Source organism: Novosphingobium aromaticivorans DSM 12444 (assembly GCF_000013325.1).
GTDB lineage: Bacteria > Pseudomonadota > Alphaproteobacteria > Sphingomonadales > Sphingomonadaceae > Novosphingobium > Novosphingobium aromaticivorans.
Genome location: NC_007794.1, coordinates 1,451,185 through 1,476,210 on the forward strand (window position 1 = coordinate 1,451,185; position 25,026 = coordinate 1,476,210).

Consider the following 25,026-nt stretch of genomic DNA (forward strand, 5'->3'; position numbering starts at 1 on the left):
CAAACGCAACCAATTCGGGCCACCTAAGGCGCATCGAAAACGCCCCCCGGACAAATCCCGACAAGGGTCCGGGGCCAGAGGATACCCAGTTCCATGCGTCATTTCCGCCTGCTTGCTGCCTGCGCGCTGTCTTCACTTGCCATTGCACCACTGGCCCACGCCCAACAGGGACAATCGATGACCGCCACTGCCGCGCCCGCCGAAGCCGGAGCCCTGACTTTCGAACGCGTGTTCGCCAGCCCGAGCCTCAACGGTCTGGCCCCGCGCGCGGTCAAGCTGTCGCCCGATGGCCGTTACCTGACGCTGCTGCGCAACCGCGCCGACGACCGCGAGCGTTATGACCTGTGGGGCTTTGACCGCCAGACCGGCGAGTGGAAGATGCTGGTGGATTCGCTCAAGCTCTCGTCGGGCCGCCAGTTGACCGAAGCCGAGAAGATGCAGCGTGAGCGCCAGCGCATCGGCGATCTCAAGGGCATCGTGTCCTACGAGTGGTCGGCGGACAGCAAGTCGGTGCTGGTGCCGGTGGACGGAGACCTGCTGCTGGCCGGTCTCGACGGTTCGGTCCGCAAGGTGGAAGGCACCAAGGGCGGCGAGCTTACGCCCAAGCTTGGGCCCAAGGGCGAACACATCGCATTCGTGCGCGACAGGCGGCTGTGGGCCGGGCCGGTGACCGGCACCGCCGCCGTGGCGATCACGCCCGAAGAGGCCAATGCGGACGTTCACTGGGGTGAGGCCGAGTTCGTCGCGCAGGAGGAAATGAACCGCTTCAACGGCTTCTGGTGGTCGCCCGACGAAAGCCGCATCGCGGTCGAGCGCTTCGACGAGAGCATGGTGGGCGTGGTCACCCGCGCGGCCATCGGCGCGGAAGGGACGAAGACCTTCGACCAGCGCTATCCGGCGGCGGGCACGCCCAATGCGGAAGTCTCGCTTTACGTGATTGGGCCGGACGGTTCCAACCGGGTGCAGGTCGATCTCGGCGCCAACAAGGACATCTATCTCGCCCGCGTGGACTGGGCACCTGACGGCAAGACGCTCTACGTCCAGCGCATGAACCGCGAGCAGACCGTGCTCGACATGCTCAAGGTCGATCCCGTGACGGGGAAGTCGAGCGTGCTGTTCAGCGAGAAGGCCGCGGCGAAGCACTGGATCGACCTTTCGGACAGCTATCGGTTTCTGGCCGACGGCAGCCTGATCTGGTGGTCGCAGCGCGACGGGTTCGGGCACCTCTACCGCTTCAAGAACGGGAAGTGGAGCCAGCTTACCAAGGGTGAGTGGGTCGTGACCGGGCTTGTCGGCGTCGACGAGAAGGGCGGCAAGCTCTACCTTGCCGGGACCAAGGACGACGTACTGGCGCCGCAGGTCTATGCGATGGACCTCAAGGCGCCGGGCAAGCTCACGCGGCTGACCGAGCTTGGCTGGGTCAACGGGGCTAGCATGGACAAGAGCGGGCAGACGCTGATGATCACGCGTTCGTCGGATGCGCAGCCGGCCCAGTCCTACATCGCCGACACTGCCGGCAAGAACCTCGCCTGGATCGAGGAGAACAAGGTCGCGGGCTCGCACCCCTATGCGCCCTATCTGGCCAGCCATCGCCCGGCGCAGTTCGGCACCATCCCGGCTGCCGATGGCACACCGCTGCACTACATGATGATCACTCCGCCGCTGGAGCCGGGCAAGAAGTATCCGGTGTTCACCTACCATTACGGCGGGCCGACCGCGCAGGTGGTGACCAAGGGCTTCCAGGGGGCGCTGGCGCAGGCAATCGTCGACAAAGGCTATATCTATTTCGCCATCGACAATCGCGGCTCTGAAAACCGCGGCGTCAAGTTCGCTTCCGCGTTGCATCACGCGATGGGATCGGTCGAGGTCGAGGATCAGCTCGCGGGGGCGAACTGGCTCAAGAAGCAGGCGTTCGTCGATGCCGACAAGATCAGCACGTTCGGCTGGTCCTATGGCGGATACATGTCGATCAAGATGCTCGAGGCAAATCCGGGGGCCTATGCAGCTGGCATCGCCGTCGCGCCCGTGACCAAGTGGCAGATGTACGACACCACTTATACCGAGCGCTACCTTGGCGACCCCGGCAAGCTGCCGGAGGTCTACGAGAAGGCGAACGCCCTGGCCGATACGGGCAAGATCAGCGATCCGCTGCTGATCATCCACGGCATGGCCGACGACAACGTGGTGTTCGAGAACGCCAGCGCCATCATCGCCAAAATGCAGGCCGAGGCGGTGCCGTTCGAGATGATGCTTTATCCCGGCTACACCCACCGCATCAGCGGACCGAAGGTGAGCCAGCATTTGTACGAGACGATTTTCCGCTTTCTCGACCGTAATGGAGCGGGGAGCGGAAAGTAGGGCATACGTTTGGCCTGCCAACTCGCCGTCACCCTGAACTTGTTTCAGGGGCCATCTGTCCCACCAGAGCCTTGGGCTGCATTGCGGGATGGATCCTGAAACAAGTTCAGGATGACGAGGCGATGCAGGGCAAGGCCGGGTGTGTGGACCCCAAGCGTTTTTAACTTGGCTGGTCGGAACCAGCCGCTAGGGAACGGCACGTCCGCAGTTGAAGGGCGGGCCGCAGGAAGGGAACGGAAATGGGTTACCGGGTTGTAGTGGTCGGTGCGACTGGGAATGTGGGCCGCGAGATGCTCAACATTCTGGCCGAGCGCGAGTTTCCCTGCGACGAGATCGCAGCGGTTGCTTCGTCGCGGTCGCAGGGCACCGAGATCGAGTTTGGCGAGACCGGCCGCAAGCTGAAGGTCCAGAACGTCGAGAACTTCGATTTCACCGGATGGGACATCGCACTGTTCGCGGCCGGATCCGGCCCGACGCAGATCCACGCCCCGCGTGCCGCTTCGCAGGGCTGCGTGGTGATCGACAACTCGTCGCTCTACCGCATGGACCCGGACGTGCCGCTGATCGTGCCCGAGGTGAACCCGGACGCGATCGACGGCTACACCAAGAAGAACATCATCGCCAACCCGAACTGCTCGACCGCGCAAATGGTCGTGGCGCTGAAGCCGCTGCATGATGCCGCCAAGATCAAGCGCGTCGTCGTCTCCACCTACCAGTCGGTTTCCGGCGCGGGCAAGGAAGGCATGGACGAGCTGTTCGAACAGAGCCGCGCGATCTTCGTCGGCGACCCGGTGGAGCCGAAGAAGTTCACCAAGCAGATCGCCTTCAACGTGATCCCGCACATCGACGTCTTCCTCGACGATGGATCGACCAAGGAAGAGTGGAAGATGGTCGCCGAGACCAAGAAGATCCTCGACCCCAAGGTCAAGGTAACGGCAACCTGCGTGCGTGTGCCGGTGTTCATCGGCCACTCGGAAGCGCTGAACATCGAGTTCGAGAACGAGATTTCGGCCGAGGAAGCGCAGAACATCCTGCGCGAGGCCCCGGGCGTGATGCTCGTCGACAAGCGCGAGAACGGCGGATACGTGACGCCGGTCGAATGCGTTGGCGACTTTGCCACCTTCGTTTCGCGCGTGCGTGAGGATTCGACCGTGGACAACGGCCTGAACATCTGGTGCGTCTCGGACAACCTGCGCAAGGGTGCGGCCCTGAACGCCGTCCAGATCGCCGAACTGCTCGGCCGTCGCCACCTCAAGAAGGGCTGAGCGACTCCATGACGGAAGCAACCACCGAGTTCTTTCCCGGCTTCGGCGGCGCGCAACTGGCGCTGCACCGGCTGGGGCAGGGAAGGCCGGTGGTGCTTCTGCATGGCCTGTTCTCGTCCGCAGAGGTCAACTGGATCAAGTTCGGCACTGCGGCGAGATTGTCCGAAGAGGGGTTCGAGTGCCTGATGCCGGATCTCAGGGTTCATGGCAAAAGCGCGGCACCGCACGAGCCTGAGGCTTACCCCCAGGACGTGCTTGTGCGTGACCTGGAAGCGCTCGTCGCACATCTGGGCCTGGTCGATTTCGATCTCGTCGGTTTCTCGCTCGGCTCGCGCACATCGGCGCGCGCAGTGGTGGCGGGGCTCAAGCCGCGGCGGCTGGTGCTGGGTGGCATGGGGCTGGAAGGGCTGGCCGGCTGGGCACGGCGGCAAGACTTCTTCATCGACGTGATCGACCGGTTCGGCACGATCCGTCCCGGCGATCCGGCCTATCTCTCGCAGCAGTTCCTGAAATCGATGGGCGTCGACCGCGAGGCGGCGCGCCTCCTGCTTGGCACCATGGCGGATACCGATCCCGCGGAACTGGGTGCCATTTCCATGCCGACGCTGGTGCTCTGCGGCGACAAGGACGACGATAACGGTTCCGCGCAGCGGCTTGCCGAAGTCCTGCCGGATGCATCGCTGGTACTCATCCCGGGTACGCACATGAGTAGCGTGACCGTGCCCGAGATGGGCCGCGAAATTGCGGCGTTCCTTTCCCGATAAATTCCTTCCTTCGCCCTCTTGCAGGGGGGCGAGGTTCGTGTCAGCTTCCATTCATCAACGCAGAGGCCGCGAAGAGCCTCGGTACGGGATCTGGATGAATGAATGTACGCTGGCTTCTGGCTGCGCTTGCAGCCGGTGTCATGGCCCCTTCGGTCGCAGAGGCAGCAACAACGGTTACCGCGATCAGGCCCGATGGCGTGGCCGAAGCGCTCACGAACCTCGGTTATACCGCTGAACTTGCGAAGGACGCCAACGGCGACCCGCTGATCAACGCGGACATCGGCGGCTGGCAGGCCGCGCTCATGTTCTACGAATGCAACGAAAAGACGCACGACGGGTGCCAATCGCTGCAGTTCGTCGCCAATTTCACGCCCGAGAAGAAGTTCACCGCCGAGGATGCGGTGAAATTCATGCGCAACACGCGTTTTGCCTCGGTGTCGCTGACCCAGGACCAGTCGGTGACGATGACCTGGGATGTCGTGACAGGCAAGGGCATCGACCTCGAGGTCTTCTCCAACGCGGTCGACATGTTCCGCAGCGCAATGGACACGCTGGGCACCGAGGTTTTCAAGTAGGTTTCACGAGATCCCGCGGCGAGCGGGTGGACGCAGACTGGGCGATCCGATGCGGGGCTAGCCGCGTCGGGTCGCCTTTTTCTTTGTCGCGGATCAGCGGAACGGCGGCTCGTTGAACGCGCGCAACTTGCGGCTGTGCAGGCGGGGGCCTTCCTCGCGAAGCAGTTCGCAGGCCGTGGTGCCGATGGCAAGGTGGGCGGCGATGGCTTCCTCGTAGAAGCGGTTGGCCTGGCCGGGTAGCTTGATCTCGCCGTGGAGCGGCTTGTCCGACACGCACAGCAGCGTGCCGTAGGGAACGCGGAAGCGGTATCCCTGCGCGGCGATGGTGGCGCTTTCCATGTCGATCCCGACCGCGCGGCTGAGCGAGAGACGGCGCGCTGAGTGGGTGTAGCGAAGTTCCCAGTTGCGATCGTCGGTGGTGACGATGGTGCCGGTGCGCATCCGCTTCTTGAGGTCGGTGCCGCCGGCGCCCGAGATCATTTCCGCCGCCTTTTGCAGGGCGACCTGAACTTCGGCGATGGCTGGAATGGGAATTTCCGGCGGAAGGACCGGATCGAGCACGTGGTCGTCGCGCAAATAGGCATGGGCCAGCACGTAATCGCCTATCTTCTGCGTGGGACGCAGGCCGCCGCAGTGGCCGATCATCAGCCAGGCTTCGGGACGCAGGACCGCGAGGTGGTCGCAGATGGTCTTGGCGTTGGAAGGGCCGACGCCGATGTTGACCAGCGTGATGCCCGACTTGTCCGGGGCGACGAGGTGATACGCCGGCATCTGGTGCCGTCGCCAGGCCGTGTCGGACAGGCGATCGCGCGCGTTGTCGGTGCGCGCATCGAGGTTGAGCCCGCCGGCGCCGGTGAGCGCGACATAGCGTTCGCCATCGATCTGCTGCGCGGCCCAATCGACGAACTCGTCGACATAGCGATGGTAATTGGTGAACAGGACGTAGCGCTGGAAGTCCTCGGTGCTGGTGCCGGTGTAGTGGGCCAGGCGGGCGAGGCTGAAATCGGTGCGCAACCCGTCGAACAGCGACAGCGGGAAGGGGCCGTTGCCGACGATGTATTCTCCGTCGGCGATCTCGTCGCCGATGTGGGCAAGGTCGGTCGCGGGGAAATGCTGGGCGAGGTCCTGGGGGCTGACCCGACCGATCTGCGCGCCGTAGGCTCCGTCGAGCACGTAGGGGAAGGGCATCTCCTGCCGCGAGCGGCCAACCGCGATTTCCACGTCGTAGGCCTGGCGGATGACGCCGATCTGTTCGCGCAGGTAGTCGTCGAACAGGGCGGGGCGGGTTACCGTACAGGCATAGTCGCCGCGCTGGGTCAGGCGGCCGAACGAGCGGCCGGTCGATTCATGGCGTGGATCGCCGGAAAACCGGACGCGCAGTTCGGGGTAGCAGTAGCTGCCGTCGTGGCGGCGTTCGGGTGGGGGGAGCGTGCCGTGGTTCGCATAGGCGGCGATGTCTGCCCTCAGCAGGGCGACGGCTTCGTCATAGATCCGGGAGAGTTCGGCGAGGATCGTTTCCGTGGTTTCCATCGCGCATGATGTAGCGCCCCGATTTGACACTGCAAAGGCGCCAGCCATGGAAAAAGGGGCCAACGAAAAAGGGGCGCCCCGAAGGACGCCCCTGATTCTTGCCGAAGCGAAGGGAAGCCTCAGGCTTCCGCAGCTTCCTCGCCGCCTTCCAGCAGCTCGGTCGGGATTTCGCCCGGTTCCGCATTCGGATCGTATTCTTCAGTGAAGCCACCGGTCTCGTTGTCGAACATCGCATCGATGACGTTGACGCCCTTCGACTGGAGTTCGGCTTCGTCGGGCGAACGCGCGACGTTGACCTTGACCGTGACGGAGACTTCCGGGTGCAGCGACACGCGGACGTCGTAGACGCCGATGGTCTTGATCGGGCGTTCGAGCACGATCATCGACTTGGTCACCTTGGCGCCCTGTTCGGCCAGAGCATCGGAGATGTCGCGGACCGAGACCGAGCCGTAGAGCTGGCCGGCGTTCGACGAAGCGCGGATGAGGACGACTTCCTTGCCTTCGACGTTGCCAGATTCGTTCTGGGCTTCGTCGCGGCGAGCGGCGTTCTCGGCCTCGATGCGGGCGCGGTTGGCTTCGAAGACCTTGCGGTTGGCTTCGTTGGCGCGCAGCGCCTTCTTGTTGGGCAGCAGGAAGTTGCGGGCATAACCGTCCTTGACGGTCACTTCGTCGCCGATGGCGCCCAGCTTCTCGATGCGCTCGAGCAGGATGATCTGCATGTCAGGCGCTCCTTACTTCACGATGTAGGGCAGGAGGCCGATGTGCCGGGCGCGCTTGATCGCCTGGCTCAGCTCACGCTGCTTCTTCGCCGAGACGGCGGTGATGCGCGACGGGACGATCTTGCCACGTTCGGACATGAAGCCCTGAAGCAGGCGCACGTCCTTGTAGTCGATCTTCGGCGCGTTCTTGCCCGAGAAGGGGCAGCTCTTGCGGCGACGGAAAAACGGACGAGCCATGTCTTATTCCCCTTCGCGTTCGCGGCGACGGCTGCGCTCGCGGTCGTTCTTGCGCATCATCACGGACGGGCCGGCTTCATGCTCGTCGACGCGGACGGTCATGTAGCGGATCACGTCTTCGTTGATCTGCGTCTGGCGCTCGAGCTCGGCGATTGTGGCGCCCGAAGCTTCGATGTTCAGCAGCACGAAGTGCGCCTTGCGGTTCTTCTGGATCTTGTAGGCCAGCGAACGGAGGCCCCAGGTTTCGGTCTTGGTGACCTTGCCCTCGTTGCTCTCGACGATTTCGGTGGCGGCGGCCGCGAGCGCATCAACCTGAGCCTGGCTCAGATCCTGGCGCGCGAGAAAGACATGCTCGTAAAGCGGCATGCTTCGTGCTTCCTTATCTAACTAACCGATCGCTGGCTTGTCCGCGGGATTGCGGGGCCCCTCCGGCTTTCTTCGTTCCACGGGCAAGATGCCGGTGAAGGGCCGCGCCTTAGCGATTCCCGCGTGGAAAGCAAGCGCGAACTTGGCGCTGCGACCCTTGCCAAGCCCGGAGCGCTTGGGTTTAATCGCGCCCTTAAGGGAGAACGCGATGCTTGTGAACCTCGATCGCCACGGCGCCGTTGCCGTGGTCACGCTCAACCGGCCCGAGGCGATGAACGCGCTGTCCGCCGCGCTGCGGGTGGAACTGGCCCGTACGATGTGCGAAGTCGATGCTGACGACGGGGTGCGGGCAGTGGTTCTGACCGGCGCGGGCCAGCGCGCGTTCACCGCCGGGCTCGATCTCAAGGAATTGGGGGCGGATACGTCCAACCTCGGGGCGGCCAATGCGCAGGACGCAGATCGCAATCCGGTGAAGGCGGTGGAGCAGTGCCGCAAGCCGGTGATCGGCGCGATCAACGGCGTCGCAGTCACCGGCGGGTTCGAACTGGCGCTGGCCTGCGATGTGCTGATCGCCAGCGAGAATGCCCGCTTTGCCGACACCCACGCGCGGGTCGGCATCATGCCCGGCTGGGGCCTGTCGCAGAAGCTTTCGCGGATGATCGGCATCTCGCGGGCCAAGGAACTGTCGCTGACGGGAAATTTCATCGGTGCGGAGCAGGCGCATGCCTGGGGGCTCGTCAACCGCGTCGTGCCGGCGGACGAGTTGCTGCCTGCCGCCATCGCCCTGGCGCAAGACATGGCGACGATCGAACCGGACATGGCGAGCACCTACAAGCGGCTGATCGACGAAGGATATGCGCTGCCCATGGGCGAGGCGCTGGCGCTGGAGACGCGCGTTTCGGCCGAACGGAATGGCACGGTGCGGGCCGACGAGGTCGAGGCAAGGCGCCGGGCGGTGATGGATCGCGGTCGCGGGCAGGCGTGACGGATAGGGGAGGGGAACGGCGATGACTGCAATGGGGCGGCGGCTGGTGCTGCTTGGTGCTGGACTGGTGATGGCAGGAATGCTGACCGGGTTCGTGTCCGGTGCTCTGGCTAACCCGAGGATGGGACTGGTGTCGCATCTCGAGGGACTGATGAACGGTACGCTCATGATCGCGCTTGGCGCGGCATGGGGGCATGTCCGCCTTTCCGCCAGTGCCGAGCGCTGGGCCTGGGGGTTGCTCCTGTTCGGCACCGTCGCCAACTGGTTCGCGACGCTTCTGGCCGCGGTCTGGGGCGTGGGCAGCCTTACAATGCCGCTGACGGCTGCCGGCCACACCGGAGCTGACTGGCAGGAGTGGCTCGTCGGCGGCCTCCTGTTCGCGCTGTCCTTCGCGATGGTAGGCGCGTTCGCGCTGGTGATCAGGGGCGTGCTGGCCGGGCGGGAGTAGTGTGCTTCGGCTGATGTCGTTTCGGCGCGGCCCCGCAGAACAGCACCGAGGTAAGCCGGGTCGAGCGTGCGGCGAGGTAGCTTGCCATCGACAGGCCTAGCACCAAGAGTGAGGCTAGCATCCATTGCGCTTCCGCCGCGATCGGCAGCGCCCGGACCCAGGGCAGGACCAGCATCGCCCAGACGAGGTGGAACAGGTAGATGGCGAGCGCGCCGTCGACGAAGAAGCTGACGACGCGGCTGGGCCCGCGCACGAGTTCGGCAAGCAGCCGGAACAGGCCAAGCGACATCAGGTAGGCCAGCGGAAGATCGATTGCGCGCAGGACCAGGGTGCCGGCCAGATCCGGGTAGATTTCCTTGCCCAGCGCCGGGCGGACCAGCGGATCGAGCGGGAAATAGGGGATTAGCAGCAGGAGAATGGCCGGCACGATCCAGCGGCTGCGCAAGTTGAAGATCCGCTCTCCTATGCGGGCGTGCCATGCCACGACTCCCAGCGCGAACGGTGCGGAGTGAAACAGGAACTGCTGCCACAGCAGGGTTTCGCTCGGCGCGTCGGGAATGGCCGGGACCTGTTCGGCGGCATAGCGGACGAGGCCCCACAAGGCGAGTGCGGCAAGGAGCGCGAGGCTGCCCGGCGCCGACAGGCACAAGGCCCGGCCCGTGCGCCCCCCCTGGGGAATACGCGATCCAGGAATAGCGGCATAAACGGCGCAGAAGCCAAGCAGGACGACGAGGAACCACAAGTGGTCCAGTGCCAGCGGTGCGCCGAGGAACCTTGGCGACGGCTTGTGGAGAAGGCCGTCCTGAAGCTGGTACTGAATTGCACCGAGCGTCAGGATGCTCGCGAGAAACGGCAGGCCAAGGCGGCGGCTGCGTTCGGCCAGCCATGCGCCAGCGCCCTTTCGCTCTCGGATCATGCCGGCGAAGTAGCCAGCCAGCATGAAGAAGGCGAACATCCGGAAAACGTGGGTGAGCGAGGCCCAGCCCCCGATCACCAGCGATTGCTGGAAGTCGAGCGCCGGCGGGTCGCTTTCGAATATTGCCTTGGTTGCGACGTGGAACGGCAGCCCGAGCAGGAGCAGCAGCGCACGTGCGGCGTCGAGGTGATGAAGGCGTCCGGAGGGCGGCGTCATGCCCGCCCCCCTAGCCACTGGCGCAACTTCAGGCGAGATATTCTTCGTAGGACCCTTCCGGCGGTGCGCCGAGGGCGCCCATGACACCGGCAAGGGCGTCCTTCGGCAAGTGACTGCCCGCAGCCTTGTGCGCGTCGATCGAGGTCCACTTCTCGATGAACAGGAAACGGCCCGCAGCGTCGCAATCGCGCAATGCCTCGGCGCCAGAACACCCCGGCACCGCAGACACGACCGGAATGAACGCCACGAGTGCATCGGCCAGAGCCTGTTCCTTGCCCGCCGCGGCGGTCATCCGGTAAACCCTTGCAATCGTCATCCACTGGTTCTCCTTGCTTTGGGGCTTCGCCTATCACGCACAGGGACGGCTGTCTTGTGCCTCCGATCCGATACCCCATCGCCGTGCAGGATGGGATCGCGTTAGGCCAGAAGTAACCAGAAGCTTTTATGACCTCATCGGGCTTTTACGGGAGAAGTTCGGCAGGGCCGGCGGTAGATGGTTGTCAGGGGATTGTTCAGGAGCCTTGGGCGCGGCGGAGCCGCAGACGCGGACGGCGGCGAATGTGCCGTCGCAGCCGATGCGGGTGCGCCCGAGGAATCTTCTGCGCAGGTTGATCCTGCATCTCGGCTAGCCGTTCTCGACGCGTTCGAGCAGGCTGGGTTCGGCTGGCTTTGGGCGACCGACGCCGAAGGGCGCCTGACCTACGTTTCCCTGTCCGCTCATACCAAGGCAGCCGGCATGATCGGGCGGCCAATCGCGACCCTGATAGAAACAGACCGCGACGGCCCCGGCGAAAGCGCCGGCAGGCCGTTGAGCTTCCAGCTGTCGAAGCGGGGACGCATAAACGATCTTGTCGTCCGATTTTCCGGGGACGAGCGCGACGGCAGGTGGTGGTCTCTTTCCGGGCAGCCCAGCGTTTCGCCGGATGGCAGCTTTGCCGGCTATCGCGGTTTCGCGCGTGACGTGACGCAGGAATACACCCGCAAGCGCGAGGATTCGCGGGCGGCAGAATTCGATTCGCTTACCGGGCTCTACAACCGGCACAGGATGACGCGCAGGCTGGATGCGATCCTGGCCGCGTTCCGCCAGGCCAACAGGTGCTGCGGCCTGATGATGCTCGATCTGGACAAGTTCAAGCACGTCAACGACACGATGGGCCATCCTGCCGGTGACGAACTGCTTCGGCAGGTCGCCGAGCGCCTGCGCAAGGTCGTGGGCGAGCGGGGCGAGATCGGCCGGCTGGGCGGCGACGAGTTCCAGATCATCCTGCCTGACATCGACGACCGGGGCCGACTTGGCGAACTCGCCGCCAAGGTCATCCAGATTGTGTCGCAGCCATACGCCATCGAAGGCAAGCGTGCGGTGATCGGCACTTCCGTCGGCATCGCGGTGGCGCCGCATGACGGGGAGGACCGCGAGGGTCTCGTTTCTTCCGCCGACCTTGCGCTTTATGCCGCGAAGCACGGCGGACGCGGGCAGTTCCGTTTCTTCTCGACCGAGTTGAAGGACGAGGCCCAGGAGCGCACGATCCTCAATCAGGACCTGCGCGAGGCGTTGGCCCGCGACGAACTGGAACTGCACTACCAGCCGGTGGTGCGGATCGAGGACAACATCGTCGTCGGCTTCGAGGCGCTGATGCGCTGGAACCATACGGAGCGCGGGCCAATCCCGCCCTCGCTGTTCATTCCGATCGCCGAGGAGAGCAATCTCATCGTGCCATTGGGCGAATGGGCCCTGCGCAAGGCCTGCGAGGATGCTGCCGCCTGGCCCGACAGCGTGCGGGTGGCGGTCAACGTCTCGCCCGTCCAGTTCGGCGTTGCGGGCTTCGTGACCTCGGTTGCAACTGCCGTGGCACAGAGCGGGATCGACCCCGAAAGGCTGGAGCTTGAGCTGACCGAGACGGTGTTCATGCGCGACAGCGAAGCGGTCGAAGAAACGTTCTCTGCGCTCAAGGCGCTTGGCGTGCGATTGGCGCTCGACGATTTCGGGACCGGGTATTCCTCGCTCAGTTATTTGCGCTCGGCGCCCTTCGACAAGCTCAAGGTCGATCGCAGCTTTGTCGAGACGTGTGCCGCCAAGGACCAGAACAGCGCGAAGATCATATCGGCCGTCCTCGGGCTGGCCGACGCGCTGGGCATGGAGACGACCGTGGAAGGCGTCGAGGCATTCGACCAGCTCGAAGTGGTGCGAGAGCGTGGAGCCAAGCTGGTGCAGGGACATATCTTTGCCCATGCGATGCCCCATGCCGAAGTGGCCGAGCGGCTTGCGGACAGCAATTTGCGCATCGAGCCCAACGGCCCCATGCGGCATCGGCCCGAGCGACGCGCGGTGTTCCGCCGCGTGGTGGTGGTCCACGAGGATCATCGCTACGAGGCTGTCATGCGCGACCTTTCCCGGACGGGCGCACGGATCGACGGCTTGCTGGGGGTGCCGGTGGGCACGAGCCTGGTGATCGACCTCGGCGGAGGGCAACTGGTCGTGTCTATGGTCGTGCGGTCGGACGAGGCCGTTATCGGCGTCGAGTTCGAGACTCCCCTGACCAGCGACGGAGCGGGTGGCTTGTGCACCCGCCACCGCGTGCCGCCGTCGACACTGGCTGCCGCGACGGCGACCGCGGCGCCGCAAAGCAAGCCGCGCTTCATCCAGGTTGCGGTTCCCGGGTCGCGTTGAAGGTTGCGATCGGCGGCGGACCCTTGCGCTCTTCCGCGCGTTCCCGCACATCGGCACCCGTCACGCAGTCAGCCGAGGATCAGTTTCACCCATGCCTTCCGGTCTTGTCGCCCTTCTCGATGACGTTTCTGTCATTGCCCGTGCCGCCGCCGCGTCGCTTGACGACGTAAGCGCCGCCGCCGCAAAGGCCGGGACCAAGGCTGCCGGGGTGGTGATTGACGACGCCGCCGTGACGCCGTCCTATGTGACCGAGTTCACGCCCGACCGCGAACTGCCGGTAATTGCGCGCATCGCGAAGGGCAGCCTGTTCAACAAGCTGGTCATTCTTCTGCCGGTCGCCCTGGCGCTCAGCGCGCTGCTGCCCGGCGCGATCACGCCGCTACTGATGTGCGGCGGGCTTTTCCTGTGCTTCGAGGGAGCTGAGAAGGTCCTCGAGAAGCTGGGCGGCGAGAAGCACGGCGAAACGCTGGAGGACCATCCGGTCGATGTCGCCTCGTTCGAGAACGAGCGCGTGTCGGGGGCGATCCGTACCGACCTGATCCTTTCCGCAGAGATCATGGCGATCGCGTTAGCCGAAGTTTCGACCGAGGGCCTGGTACAGCAGGCGCTGATCCTTGGGGTCGTGGGCATTGCGATCACCGTCGCTGTCTATGGCGCGGTTGGCCTGATCGTTAAGATGGACGACATCGGCCTGCACCTGACGGGCAAGTCCTCGGCGTTCTCGAAGCAGGTCGGGCGCTTCCTGCTGCGCGCGATGCCGGTCCTGCTTGCACTGCTGGCCACCGTCGGGACGGCGGCGATGCTCTGGGTTGGTGGCGGGATCATCCTGCACGGGCTGGAAGTGCTGGGCGTTCACGGCCCGGCCGATGTTGCCCATTCGGTCCAGCACGCCGTCGAGGCAGCGACCGGGCCGCTTGGCGGCGTCCTTGGCTGGCTGGCCAAGGCTGTGCTTTCGGCGCTGGTCGGCGTGGTGCTGGGGGCGGTCGTGGCCGTCGTCGTGCATGTCGTGGGGCACATGCGCGGCGCGAAGCATTGATTTTCGGTCGGATCAGGCCGCGCGGCGCTGGGGGCTGCGCGGTGGCGGGGTTTCGCGGTAGTGCTTGATCGCGAAGTCGCTGACGAGGAGCTGGAACACTTCGTCGTGCAGGCGATGTTCGAATTCCAGGCCGCTCACCCGGTCGCGGCTCCACACCACGAATGCAAGCTTGGGCTGTAGTCCCGGAAGCATCAGGTAGAGGGGTTCGCCGACACGCAGCTTTTCGAGCCCCTCGATGCGCGCGCCATAGACGTTCATGTCCTTAAGGATGACGGTTGACCTTGTGGCGCCGTGCTTGACCCGGACAGGAAGTTCGATTCCGACGCGGATGGCGCGGCGTTGGGCCTCGTATTGGTCGCTATGGGTATCGAGCCACATGACAAGTCCTCCCCTTGCGTTAACTACAAGGGTTAGGACGACGGGGGGCGTGCGCTTTTCAGTGCGGTCTCCGGTTTTTTGCAATCGCCCGGGCGTGAATTGCACGAGCTTCGTGCACCGCGATTGCGATGGATCAACGAGGGAGCCGGGCAGAACGCTAAGCCGTCCGCACGGATGAACGATCCTTAGGAGACATGACATGACGGCCGCTTCGATGAGCGATCTGGCCCCGCTGGTGCCGCTTGAGACGCGCGACGGGCTTCTGCTCGATGTCCGACCGGCCTATGCCGAAGACGAAGGCTTGCTCGCGGCTTTCTTCGAAAAGGTGAGCGACGAGGATCGCCGCTTTCGCTTCCTTGCCGCCAGCAGGAACGTTAGCCACGACCAGCTCGTCCCGCTGACGCGCGTCGACCACTGGCGCACGGAGAGCTTCCTGGCGTTCGAACGCGAGACCGGCGCACTTGTAGCGTCGGCCATGCTCGCCTGCGATGCGGTGATGGATACCGGCGAAGTGGCGGTTGCGGTCAGGCGGGACTTCCGGGGGCGGGGCGTCGGCTGGACCATGCTTGACCTGCTCGCATCGGAGGCGCGAAAGCGGGGGCTCAAGCGCGTCATCTCGATCGAGGACCGCGAAAACCATGCGGCAATCGAACTGGAGCGCGAGAAGGGCTTCGAGGCGCACGGGATCGATGGAGATCCGCATCTGGTGATGCTGGAAAAGCGCTTCGACTGAGCGTCCGGCGCGCCGCCCCCTAGAGCGCTTGCAGGAGGTCCCGGGCAAAAGCGGAAAGGGTGTCGTCGCGCGCGCCCATTATCACGACACGGTCGCCCGGTCTGGCAAGCTGGGCGATCCGCGTGGCGCAATCCGTCCGCTCGGCAATGTACTCCGCCTTGCCGCCGTGGGAGCGGATCAAGTCGACAATGCGTTCCGATCCGACCGAGCGATCCACAGTGCCACCGAAATAGACCGGGTCGCAAAGGACGGAAATGTCGTTGGCGTCCAGGGTTCGCGCCATGACTTCTGCCAGTTCCGCGCCCATCTGGCGCAGCGGGCCGTAGCCGTGCGGCTGGAAAAACGCGATGACGCGCCCGGGATGGGCCTTCAGCGTGGATAGCGTGGCGCCGACCTTTTCGGGATTGTGACCGAAATCGTCGATCACCGTCACGCCCGATGCGCTGGTGCCGACGATGTCGAAACGGCGGGCAAGGCCCTCGAACCCGACCAGCGATGCGACCGCTTCCGCGACCGAAAGCCCGGCGGCATTGGCGGCCGCTACGGCCGCAAGCGCATTGGCGAGGTTGTGGCGCCCCGGAATCTTGAGCGTGAGCGGGTGACGCGAAGCGTCCCTGCGGTCGATCACCGTGGCGCCGATCGACGTCGGTCCTTCGGCGATCGAGCCGTGTTCGACCGATATGTCGGCCTCGCTCGAGATCCCGAATGTTACGGCACGCCCTGCGCGGCCGATCAGGGCAAGGCTTTCCGGGTCATCTGCGTTGACGACTGCGGTGTCTGCGCGTGCCAGGAAGTCGCCGAACAGTTCGCGCAATTCTTCAAGGCTCTTGTGGTCGAGGCTGACATTGTTGAGCACGGCGATCGCAGGATTGTAGAGTGCGATCGACCCGTCACTCTCATCGACCTCGGAGACGAATGCCTCGCCCTTGCCGACCCTGGCCGACGCGAACGGCGCATCGGGCGCGACGAAGTTCTTCATCACCGCGCCGTTCATGATGGTCGGATCTCGCCCGGCGTAGGTCAGGATCCAGCCGGTCATGCCGGTGACGGTGGATTTTCCGCTGGTGCCGCCGACGGCCACGCCGACCGGTGCGGTATTGAACAGGGCGGAGAGGAGCTCGGCCCGGCTCATCCGCGCGCAGCCGAGTTCCCGCGCGCGAACGACTTCGGGCACGGTATCCTCGACCGCCGCCGAGGCCACGAGGATCTGGTCCGGCGAGGAAATGCCAGTGCCGTCCTGCGGAAACAGCGAAAACCCGCAGGCTTCGAGCCACGCGAATTTTTCCGGCGTCCGTCCCTGGTCGCGGCTGCGGTCCGACCCTGCGACGCGAGCGCCCTTGCCACGCAGGATCAATGCGAGCGGCAGCATGCCGGATCCCCCGATGCCGCAGAAGAACCAGTCGTGATCGGCAAGTGAGGAGGGCGTGGGGAGCGCGGTGTTCGTCATGCCATTCCGGTATGCGCCCGCGCGCCCGGTGACAACCTCGGGATTGCGGCTTCCGTCGCAGGGGCGAACCGGTCTAGGGAGACGTGGTGACCAGACGCATTGCCATCTGCGCCCCGTCGACCCCGTTCACGCGCGAAGACTCCGCGCGCGTCATCGCCTTGGCTGCGGCCGAGTTTCCGGATCTCTCGCTGTCCTTTCACGAGCAGTGCTTTGCCAGCGAAGGCCACTTCGCGGGGTCGGATGCGCTGCGCCTCTCCGCCTTTCTCGAATGCGCCAACGACGACGCGTTCGAGGCGGTCTGGTTCGTGCGTGGGGGATACGGTGCGAACCGTATCGCAGAGGATGCGCTGGCAAGGCTTGGACGCGCTGCGAGTGCCAAGCAGTACCTCGGCTATTCGGATGCCGGGACCTTGCTTGCGGCGCTTTACGCGCACCGGATCGGCAGGTCGGTTCATGCGCCGATGCCTGTCGACATCCGTCGACCTGAGGGCGAGAGCGCGGTAAGGCGGACCTTGGGGTGGCTTGCGGGCGCGCGAGAGGGGCTTGAGCCGACGCTTGGAGCTGGTGCGCCGGCGGTCGCCTTCAACCTGATGACGCTGGCGATGCTTTGCGGGACGCGATTGTTGCCGGACCTGTCCGGGCATGTCGTGATGATCGAGGAAGTGGCCGAGCACCACTACGCGGTCGACCGGCTGCTGTTCCATGTGACGAGCTGCCTAGCAGATGCTGGAATTGCGGGGCTGCGGCTAGGCAGGGTCAGCGACGTGCCCGAGAACGACCGGCCGTTCGGATGCAGCGTCGAGGAAATGGCGCGTCATTGGTGTCACCGTGCGGGCATCGCCTTTCTTGGCACCGCCGACATCGGCCACGACGTTGACAACAGGATCGTGCCCTTCGGACTTGCCTGACAGGCAGGTGCGACATAGGGCGCACGCCGAATATCGGCGCCAAATTGGGAGTGTCAGATGCGAGCATTCGTTTTTCCGGGGCAGGGCAGCCAGAAGGTCGGCATGGGTCTTGAACTCGCCGAAGCCAGCGCGGCAGCCCGCGAGGTCTTCGAGGAGGTTGACGACGCGCTGGGCCAGAAGTTGTTCCAGATCATGAAGGACGGCCCGGAAGACGCTTTGACGCTTACCGAAAATGCACAGCCTGCAATCATGGCCAACGCCATCGCGGTGCTTCGTGTGCTCGAGCGGGAGGGCGGCATCACCCTGGCCGACAAGGCGGACTTCGTCGCCGGGCACAGCCTTGGCGAATATACCGCGCTTTGTGCGGCAGGGGCATTCAGCCTTTCCGACACGGCCCGACTTCTGAAGTTGCGCGGGCAGTCCATGCAGGCGGCGGTGCCTGTGGGCGAGGGCGCAATGTGCGCGCTTCTTGGCGCGGACATCGAGAAGGCAACGGCGCTGGCCGAGGCCGCCGCCGAAGGCGAAGTCTGCACCGTCGCCAACGACAACGATCCGACGCAGGTCGTGCTGTCCGGCCACAAGGGCGCGATCGAGCGTGCGGTCGGCCTCGTCAAGGAGCACGGCATCAAGCGGGGCGTGCTGCTGCCGGTATCGGCACCGTTCCACTGCCCTCTCATGCAGCCCGCAGCCGACGCGATGGCAGAGGCGTTCGAGAAGACGCCGCCTGGACCCCTGCGCGTCGCGCTGTTCGCCAATGTCACGGCATCGATCGTGACCGATCCGGCAGAGGTGCAGCGCCTGCTGGTCGAACAGGTAACGGGCCGCGTGCGCTGGCGCGAAAGCGCGATCGCGATGCGCGAGGCCGGCGTCGATCAGTTCATCGAACTTGGCGGCAAGGTCCTTGGCCCGATGATCAACCGCACCGTTGCGGACGTCTCCATCACCAGCGTCGTCGGCATGGCCGACATCGAAGCCATCCTGAAGGAGCTCTGAGAGCCATGGAAAATCGTCTCTTCGACCTTACCGGCATGACCGCCCTCGTGACGGGCGCGGCCGGCGGCATCGGCTCGTCGATCTGCCATGCGCTGGCCCGGCAGGGTGCGCGGATCGCGCTTTCTGGCACAAATCCGGCCAAGCTCCGCGCGTTCCGCGAGGAACTGAACGACACTTACGGCAACGACCATGTCGAGATCACCTGCGACCTCTCGAACACCGAGCAGGTCGAGCATCTCGTCCCGGCGGCGCTCGACACGCTGGGCAAGCTCGACATCCTCGTGAACAACGCCGGCATCACCCGCGACAACCTGGCGATGCGGATGAAGGACGAGGAATGGGACGCGGTGATCCGCGTGAACCTCGAGGCGGCCTTCCGCCTTATGCGGGCCGCGACCAAGCCGATGATGAAGGCGCGTTTCGGACGCATCGTGACCATCACCAGCGTGGTCGGCGCCACCGGCAACCCCGGCCAGGTCAACTACGCCGCCGCCAAGGCTGGGCTTGTCGGCATGTCGAAGTCGCTGGGCCAAGAACTGGCAAGCCGGGGCGTCACGGTAAACTGCGTCGCGCCCGGTTTCATCCGGACGGCGATGACCGACGTGCTGCCCGACGGGCAGAAGGACGCTCTCAACGCCCGCATTCCGATGGGGCGCATGGGCGAGGGAAGCGACATCGGCGCGGCGGTTGCATACCTCGCGTCGAAGGAAGCAGGTTACGTTACCGGGCAGACGCTGCACGTGAACGGCGGCATGGCGATGATTTCCTGACCTCTGAATCCCGATTTCGGGCGTTTTTATCCCCAACTTAGGGGCACAGGGCGGGAGTGGCGCTTGCCGCTGCCCGCCCTCGCGTTAAGACAGATGGTCCGAACCGTACGCCGGGGACGCGATTCCTCGGCCCAGTCAATGCAAGGAAAGGGCGAAGGCCCGCTCCTCGGGGGATCGAGACGAGAATGAAGGCGACGATCGAACGCGCTACGCTGCTGCGCTGCTTGTCCCACGTCCAGTCGGTGGTCGAACGCCGCAACACCATCCCCATCCTGTCGAACGTGCTCATCGAAGCCGCGCCCGACAGCACGGTGCGCCTGATGGCAACCGACCTCGACCTGCAGATCATCGAAACGATGAGCGCGGTCTCGGTTGAAGCGCCAGGCGCCATCACGGTTTCTGCGCACCTCCTGTTCGACATCGCGCGCAAGCTGCCCGACGGTTCGCAGGTCAGCCTGGAGACGTCGGACAACCGCATGATCGTGAAGGCTGGCCGCAGCCGCTTTCAGTTGCCGACCCTGCCGCGCGACGATTTCCCCGTGATCGTCGAAGGCGATCTCCCGACCAGCTTCGAGATCCCGGCGCGCACGCTCGCCGAGTTGATCGATCGCACGCGCTTCGCGATCTCGACCGAGGAAACGCGCTACTACCTCAACGGTATCTTCCTGCACGTTTCCGACGATCCGCAGCCGGTGCTGAAAGCCGCCGCGACCGACGGCCACCGTCTTGCCCGTTTCACCATCACCCGCCCGGATGGAGCGGAAGGCATGCCGGACGTGATCGTGCCGAGGAAGTGCGTGGGCGAACTGCGCAAGCTGCTCGAAGAAGTGCTCGACAGCGCGGTGCTGATCGACCTTTCCGCCAGCAAGATCCGCTTTACCTTGGGTGGCGAAAACGGCGTGGTCCTTACGAGCAAGCTGATCGACGGGACGTTCCCCGACTACAGCCGCGTCATTCCGACCGGAAACGACAAGCTTCTGAAGCTCGATCCGCGCTCTTTCTTCGAAGGCGTGGATCGCGTGGCGACCATCGCCACGGAAAAGACCCGGGCGGTCAAGATGGCGCTGGAGAACGACCGTGTAACGCTGTCGGTAACGAGCCCGGACAATGGCACGGCGGCCGAAGAGCTGCCGGCAGACTACAGCTCGACCGGCTTCGAGATCGGCTTCAATGCCAACTATCTCAAGGACATTCTCAGCCAGATCGACGGTGACACCGTGGAACTGCATTTGGCCGATGCGGGCGCGCCGACGCTGATCCGCAAGGACGACAAGTCGGCCGCGCTTTACGTTCTCATGCCAATGCGCGTTTGAGGGGGCTGGTCCCGGGGAAGCAAACCTTTCCCGGGACTGGTGAACTGCGATTGCAATCGATGGATGGTTAACGGTGTGTTCGGCTGTCCTCCGGTAAATCCACTTCGGATATGATTACAGTATATTGAAGCGCGCGGACCCATTGCCTTCTTCAGTCTAGGAGCACTGAAGATGGATACCGCACACACCGGTCAGGACGTTGCCCGCAAGCTTGCGTTCTTCAATATCGACCACAAGGATTTCGAGCGGTTTCCGCACATCGCTAAAGTGCTTGAAAACTACGCTCCCCCCGCACTCGACAAGCTTTACGACCAGATCGCTACAACGCCGGAGACGGCGAGCTTCTTTGGCTCTCGGCAGGCCATGCGCCATGCGCGCGACAAGCAGATCGAGCATTGGGCGGGTATGTTCAGCGGTCGTGCCGACCGCTCCTATTTCGAGAGCGCCGAGCGGATCGGCAACGTCCACGCGCGGATCGGCCTAGAGCCAGGCTGGTACATTGGCGGCTACGCGATGGTGCTGGAGCAGGTCATCAACGCAATGTTCTCCGGCATCGGGGGCATACTGGGCGCGAAGCGGACGGCGCGATCCGTCGGCTCGCTCGTCAAGATGGCATTGCTGGATATGGAAGTGGCCCTGTCCACCTATTTCAGGGCCGAGGAAGCCGCCCGCGTGGCCGTGATCGACGAGGTCAGCGCCACCTTGCGGGGCATGGCTGACGGGGATTTTGCGTCGAGAGTGCCGGACCTTCCGTCCGCATTTGCCGAACTCCAGAAGCACCTCGACGGAATGCGCCAGCAAGTTTCGAGTGCGCTCGCCAATGTCTCCGAAACATCGACGGCTGTCGGGGTCGGTGCGAAGGAGATCAGGCAGGCGTCGGATGACCTTGCGCGCAGGACCGAACAGCAGGCAGCCAGTCTTGAGGAGGCCTCGGCTGCGATGACGACGCTGGCCTCTACGGTGCGTAGCGCAGCCGACGATGCCGCCCACATGCACGATTCCGTCCAGAAGGCGCATGGCGAGGCCGTCAAGGGCGGATCGGTGGTGGGAGAGGCCGTCTCTGCCATGAACGACATTCACGATTCCGCGCAGGAAATCGGCAAGATCATCTCGGTGATCGACGGAATTGCCTTCCAGACAAACCTTCTGGCGCTGAACGCAGGCGTCGAGGCTGCTCGTGCTGGCGACGCGGGGCGCGGCTTTGCGGTGGTTGCCACTGAAGTTCGCGCGTTGGCGCAGCGCACGGCCGATGCGGCGAGGGACATCAAGCACCTGATCGGGCAGAGTTCCAACCAGGTCGAACGCGGGGTCAACCTTGTCGGCCAGACGGGGGAAACCTTTTCGTTGATCGTCGAGCAGGTCGGGCACGTGGCCGAGCTTGCCAGCAGCATTGCCCGCATGGCCAACGAGCAGGCGACCAGTATCGGGCAGGTTCGCGAGACCGTGCGCGAGATGGATACAATGACGCAGCAGAATGCGGCAATGGTGGAAGAGGCAACGGCGGCTGCCCGCAGCCTTGCGGGAGAGGCAAGCCGCCTATCCTCGCTCGTCTCGCAATTTCGCCTGGAAGGCCAAGGCGGCGGCGCGGGCCAGAGAGGCCTGCGCCGCGCGGCCTGAGAAGTGCGTCAGATGTCGATGACGATCTTGCCGAAATGCCTGCCGCTCTCCTGATGGCGGAAGGCTCCGGCAAGATCGGCAAGTGGAAAGTGGCGGTCGATGACAGGCTTGATCCCGTTGGCCTCGATACCGGCGATCATTCGCAGGTGATCGGCACGCGAGGCCACGGTAAGGCCTTGGACGCGCAGATTCTTGGCCATCAGCAACGCGGTTTGAACGGGACCCGCAAATCCCGCGAGAACGCCGATCAGCGCGATGTGTCCACCCACGCGGGTGGCCATCATCGACTGGTCAAGCGTACCGGCCCCGCCGATCTCGACGACACAGTCGACGCCGATGCCGGCAGTGAGATCGAGTGCCTTCATCCCCCAGGCGGTTTGCGTCTTGTAGTTGATGGTTTCATCCGCTCCGAGGCTGCGCAGGCGTTCCAGCTTCTCGTCGGAGGAACTCGTGGCGATGACACGCGCGCCTGCCGCCTTTGCCAACTGCAGCGCGAAAACCGAGACGCCGCCAGTGCCTTGCACGAGGACCGTGTCGCCCGGCTTGATCGCGTTGTCTACGAACAGGGCGCGCCATGCCGTAAGGCCCGCGCAGGTCAGCGTGGCGGCTTCTGCGTGACTGTAGCCTGAGGGCGCGCGGGTGAACCAGTGAGCCGGGGCCACCACTTCTTCCCGCGCGTAGCCATCGATGCCGTCTCCAGGGACGGTCGTGAACGCGGCGGACTTTGGCGGACCGGCGTCCCAGTCGGTGAAGAAGGTCGAGACGACTGCGTCGCCCGCCTTGAATTCGGTCACGCCATCGCCCACCCCGAGGACCTCTCCGGCGCCGTCCGACATGGGAATTCGGCCTGCGGCGGCCGGCAGCATCCCGGTAACCACCGCGTAGTCGTGGAAGTTGAGCGACGAGGCGCGCAGCCGGACCCGGATTTCGCCAGGTCCGGGTTGTCCGCAATCAGGCAGCGTATCGAGATACAAGGTGTCGAGCGAGGCGGGGGAGCCTACGCGAATTGCATTGACGGTCATTATTCGGCAGCCTCCATGAGATCGGCGCGCTGTGGTCCGCGAATGAGGTTGCCCGGCGTGGCACCCGTCCATTCGCCGTTGCGGAAGGTCACCTTTCCGCCCTTGATGGTGTAGTCATAGCCTTCCGCTTTCTGCAGCAGCCGCTTGCCGCCAGCGGGAAGGTCGAACGCGAGCCAGGGCTTGAGCAGGCGCACGCGGTCGAAGTCGATCACGTTGATATCAGCCAGGTATCCCGGCGCGATCACGCCCCTGTCGTCCAGGCCATAGAGCCGCGCCGTATCGTGGCATTGACGCTTGATGGCGTGTTCCAGGCTGATCCGGCTGCCCCTGCGACGGTCGCGAACCCAGTGCTGGAGCATGAAGGTCGGGCTCGCCGCATCGCAGATCGTACCGCAATGCGCTCCGCCGTCCGACAGCGAGTTTACCGTATCGTCCGCGGCCTGAAGCGCCTCGAGGAAATCGAGGTTTCCGTCCGCGTAGTTCAGGATGGGCAGGTAAATGAAGCCATTGCCCTCATCTTCCATCAGCTTGTCGTAGGCGAAGGCGTCGGGTGATACGCCCGCAGTCTTCGCGCGAAGCAGGATGCTGGCCTCGGGCTGAGGTTCGTAGTCGAAGTCCTCGTCCATGATGAACTGGTTGTGCCAGCCTTCGGCGATCATGCGGAACAGGTTCACGATGTCGCTGTCGGGATAAACGTTCGCCTCTGCCAGGACCTTTGCCCTGAACGCCGGGTCCTTGAGTTGCACGAGTTGCTCTTCCCAGGGAAGCTCGGCGATTGCGGCATAGCTCGGCCGGAAGCGGAAGGGGTGAATGGTGCCCCGCCAGGCCATGATCACGCCGTTCCCGCGCAGCGCGATCTGCGCCACGATATTGGCGCCTTGCGCGTTCTGGTGGCGCATTTCGGCAATCTGTTCCTCGAGCGGCATTTCCTTGGCGATGGACTGTAGCGCTGCATAGGTGACAGGCAGGCCGGTTTCGCGGCTGAGCGCACCCATCCAGCCGAATTCGTCCCATTCGCGCTTCATGTCCGACGCCATTTCGAACACGCCGTGGCCAACGCGGCCCATGGCACGGCCGATCTCGATCAGTTCCTCGGCCGTCGCGGTTGTTCCGGGAACGACTTCGCCATCGACCGACTTGTGGATGACCGTGCGGCTGGTCGAAAATCCAAGCGCACCGGCACGGACACCTTCCTCGACGATTTCCGACATCTTCCGGATGTCTTCCGCAGTCGGCACGGCGCCCGGCTTCTCTCTTTCGCCAAGTACGTAGGCACGCACGGCGCCGTGGGGCACGTGCGTGCCGACATCGACGGCGCGCGGCATCTTTTCGAGGGAATCGAGGTATTCCGGGAAGCTCTCCCAGTCCCAGGCCATCCCTTCGGCAAGCGCCGTGCCGGGAATGTCCTCTACGCCTTCCATCAGGCCGATGAGCCAGTCGTGCCGGTCGGGTGCGGCCGGTGCGAAGCCGACCCCGCAGTTGCCCATGATGACAGTGGTGACCCCGTGCCATGATGACGGTGCCATTTCGGGATCCCAGGTGGCCTGGCCATCGTAGTGCGTGTGCACGTCGACCCAGCCCGGGGCGACGATGCGCCCCGTCGCGTCGACTTCCTCGGCTGCGTCGCCGCGAACGGCGCCGACCGCGACAATCAGGCCGTTCTTCACCGCGACGTCGCCGGTGAAGCGCGGCGCGCCGGTCCCGTCGCAAATGGTGCCATTGCGGATGATGAGGTCATAGGCTGGCATCGGGTGCTCCTTCT

Annotated in this window: 24 protein-coding genes; 14 read left to right on the forward strand and 10 right to left on the reverse strand. The window is 64.6% G+C overall.

Features of this window, described 5'->3' with window-relative positions:
- Positions 1-93 precede the first annotated feature (93 nt).
- The 4 genes from SARO_RS07065 (at position 94) to SARO_RS07080 (ending at position 4,962) form a co-directional block, all read left to right on the forward strand.
- The gene (locus SARO_RS07065; protein ID WP_011445067.1) at positions 94-2,358 is read left to right on the forward strand and encodes a S9 family peptidase; all 2,265 of its coding nucleotides are present in this window, start codon (positions 94-96) and stop codon (positions 2,356-2,358) included.
- A gap of 239 nt (positions 2,359-2,597) precedes the next feature.
- Complete coding sequence (locus SARO_RS07070; protein WP_011445068.1) at positions 2,598-3,623, forward strand: aspartate-semialdehyde dehydrogenase; 1,026 nt, start codon at positions 2,598-2,600, stop codon at positions 3,621-3,623.
- 8 nt (positions 3,624-3,631) lie between these two features.
- Positions 3,632-4,387 (forward strand): alpha/beta fold hydrolase, encoded by a 756-nt coding sequence (locus SARO_RS07075; protein ID WP_011445069.1) that lies wholly within the window; start codon positions 3,632-3,634, stop codon positions 4,385-4,387.
- 98 nt (positions 4,388-4,485) lie between these two features.
- A complete protein-coding gene (locus SARO_RS07080; protein WP_011445070.1) occupies positions 4,486-4,962 on the forward strand; it encodes a YbjN domain-containing protein in 477 nt (158 codons plus the stop codon).
- 93 nt (positions 4,963-5,055) lie between these two features.
- On the opposite strand, the gene SARO_RS07085 is transcribed toward SARO_RS07080, so the two are convergent.
- From SARO_RS07085 to rpsF, 4 genes are all read right to left on the reverse strand, one after another.
- Complete coding sequence (locus SARO_RS07085; protein ID WP_041550216.1) at positions 5,056-6,492, reverse strand: AMP nucleosidase; 1,437 nt, start codon at positions 6,490-6,492, stop codon at positions 5,056-5,058.
- A 119-nt stretch (positions 6,493-6,611) separates the two neighbouring features.
- Positions 6,612-7,211, reverse strand: a complete 600-nt coding sequence (gene rplI / locus SARO_RS07090; protein WP_011445072.1) for a 50S ribosomal protein L9 — start codon at positions 7,209-7,211, stop codon at positions 6,612-6,614.
- 12 nt (positions 7,212-7,223) lie between these two features.
- Positions 7,224-7,448: a 30S ribosomal protein S18 gene (gene rpsR / locus SARO_RS07095; RefSeq protein WP_011445073.1), complete on the reverse strand. Its 225-nt coding sequence runs from the start codon at positions 7,446-7,448 to the stop codon at positions 7,224-7,226.
- A gap of 3 nt (positions 7,449-7,451) precedes the next feature.
- Positions 7,452-7,814: a 30S ribosomal protein S6 gene (rpsF, locus tag SARO_RS07100; RefSeq protein WP_011445074.1), complete on the reverse strand. Its 363-nt coding sequence runs from the start codon at positions 7,812-7,814 to the stop codon at positions 7,452-7,454.
- 208 nt (positions 7,815-8,022) lie between these two features.
- On the opposite strand from rpsF, the gene SARO_RS07105 reads away from it, so the two are divergent.
- Both SARO_RS07105 and SARO_RS07110 read left to right on the forward strand, forming a co-directional pair.
- A complete protein-coding gene (locus SARO_RS07105) occupies positions 8,023-8,799 on the forward strand; it encodes an enoyl-CoA hydratase (RefSeq protein WP_011445075.1) in 777 nt (258 codons plus the stop codon).
- 22 nt (positions 8,800-8,821) lie between these two features.
- Entirely contained in the window at positions 8,822-9,247 is a 426-nt protein-coding gene (locus SARO_RS07110) for a hypothetical protein (RefSeq protein WP_011445076.1), read from the forward strand.
- Here the strand turns inward: SARO_RS07110 and SARO_RS20190 are convergent.
- Positions 9,219-10,379 (reverse strand): acyltransferase family protein, encoded by a 1,161-nt coding sequence (locus SARO_RS20190; RefSeq protein ID WP_011445077.1) that lies wholly within the window; start codon positions 10,377-10,379, stop codon positions 9,219-9,221. The genes SARO_RS07110 and SARO_RS20190 overlap by 29 nt on opposite strands.
- A 28-nt stretch (positions 10,380-10,407) precedes the next feature.
- Positions 10,408-10,695 carry a putative quinol monooxygenase gene (locus SARO_RS07120; protein WP_011445078.1) on the reverse strand — a complete coding sequence of 96 codons (288 nt, stop codon included), beginning with the start codon at positions 10,693-10,695 and terminating at the stop codon, positions 10,408-10,410.
- A 192-nt stretch (positions 10,696-10,887) separates the two neighbouring features.
- Between SARO_RS07120 and SARO_RS07125 the strand changes: the two genes are divergently transcribed.
- Positions 10,888-13,047 (forward strand): putative bifunctional diguanylate cyclase/phosphodiesterase, encoded by a 2,160-nt coding sequence (locus SARO_RS07125; protein ID WP_234007415.1) that lies wholly within the window; start codon positions 10,888-10,890, stop codon positions 13,045-13,047.
- Positions 13,048-13,138: 91 nt separating this feature from the next.
- A complete protein-coding gene (locus tag SARO_RS07130) occupies positions 13,139-14,083 on the forward strand; it encodes a DUF808 domain-containing protein (RefSeq protein WP_011445080.1) in 945 nt (314 codons plus the stop codon).
- Positions 14,084-14,095: 12 nt separating this feature from the next.
- On the opposite strand, the gene SARO_RS07135 is transcribed toward SARO_RS07130, so the two are convergent.
- Complete coding sequence (locus SARO_RS07135; protein WP_011445081.1) at positions 14,096-14,461, reverse strand: PilZ domain-containing protein; 366 nt, start codon at positions 14,459-14,461, stop codon at positions 14,096-14,098.
- 199 nt (positions 14,462-14,660) lie between these two features.
- On the opposite strand from SARO_RS07135, the gene SARO_RS07140 reads away from it, so the two are divergent.
- Positions 14,661-15,194 carry a GNAT family N-acetyltransferase gene (locus tag SARO_RS07140; RefSeq protein WP_011445082.1) on the forward strand — a complete coding sequence of 178 codons (534 nt, stop codon included), beginning with the start codon at positions 14,661-14,663 and terminating at the stop codon, positions 15,192-15,194.
- 19 nt (positions 15,195-15,213) lie between these two features.
- On the opposite strand, the gene SARO_RS07145 is transcribed toward SARO_RS07140, so the two are convergent.
- Positions 15,214-16,641 carry a glutamate ligase domain-containing protein gene (locus tag SARO_RS07145; protein WP_011445083.1) on the reverse strand — a complete coding sequence of 476 codons (1,428 nt, stop codon included), beginning with the start codon at positions 16,639-16,641 and terminating at the stop codon, positions 15,214-15,216.
- Positions 16,642-16,727: 86 nt separating this feature from the next.
- Here SARO_RS07145 and SARO_RS07150 point away from each other — a divergent pair, with 86 nt between their 5' ends.
- The 5 genes from SARO_RS07150 to SARO_RS07170 all read left to right on the forward strand — a co-directional run bounded on the left by SARO_RS07150 (position 16,728) and on the right by SARO_RS07170 (position 22,242).
- Positions 16,728-17,549 (forward strand): LD-carboxypeptidase, encoded by an 822-nt coding sequence (locus SARO_RS07150; RefSeq protein WP_011445084.1) that lies wholly within the window; start codon positions 16,728-16,730, stop codon positions 17,547-17,549.
- A 57-nt stretch (positions 17,550-17,606) separates the two neighbouring features.
- Positions 17,607-18,542, forward strand: coding sequence for an ACP S-malonyltransferase (gene fabD / locus SARO_RS07155; protein ID WP_011445085.1), 936 nt, complete (start codon positions 17,607-17,609; stop codon positions 18,540-18,542).
- Positions 18,543-18,547: 5 nt separating this feature from the next.
- A complete protein-coding gene (gene fabG, locus SARO_RS07160) occupies positions 18,548-19,312 on the forward strand; it encodes a 3-oxoacyl-[acyl-carrier-protein] reductase (protein ID WP_011445086.1) in 765 nt (254 codons plus the stop codon).
- A gap of 185 nt (positions 19,313-19,497) precedes the next feature.
- On the forward strand, positions 19,498-20,625 hold the full coding sequence (gene dnaN, locus SARO_RS07165) for a DNA polymerase III subunit beta (protein ID WP_011445087.1): 1,128 nt from the start codon (positions 19,498-19,500) through the stop codon (positions 20,623-20,625).
- Between the two features lie 171 nt (positions 20,626-20,796).
- Positions 20,797-22,242: a globin-coupled sensor protein gene (locus SARO_RS07170; RefSeq protein ID WP_011445088.1), complete on the forward strand. Its 1,446-nt coding sequence runs from the start codon at positions 20,797-20,799 to the stop codon at positions 22,240-22,242.
- Positions 22,243-22,250: 8 nt separating this feature from the next.
- Here the strand turns inward: SARO_RS07170 and SARO_RS07175 are convergent, their stop codons facing one another.
- Entirely contained in the window at positions 22,251-23,264 is a 1,014-nt protein-coding gene (locus tag SARO_RS07175) for a zinc-dependent alcohol dehydrogenase family protein (protein ID WP_011445089.1), read from the reverse strand.
- Positions 23,264-25,012: an N-acyl-D-amino-acid deacylase family protein gene (locus SARO_RS07180; protein ID WP_011445090.1), complete on the reverse strand. Its 1,749-nt coding sequence runs from the start codon at positions 25,010-25,012 to the stop codon at positions 23,264-23,266. Before SARO_RS07180 ends, SARO_RS07175 begins: the two co-directional genes overlap by 1 nt.
- Positions 25,013-25,026: the final 14 nt, after the last annotated feature.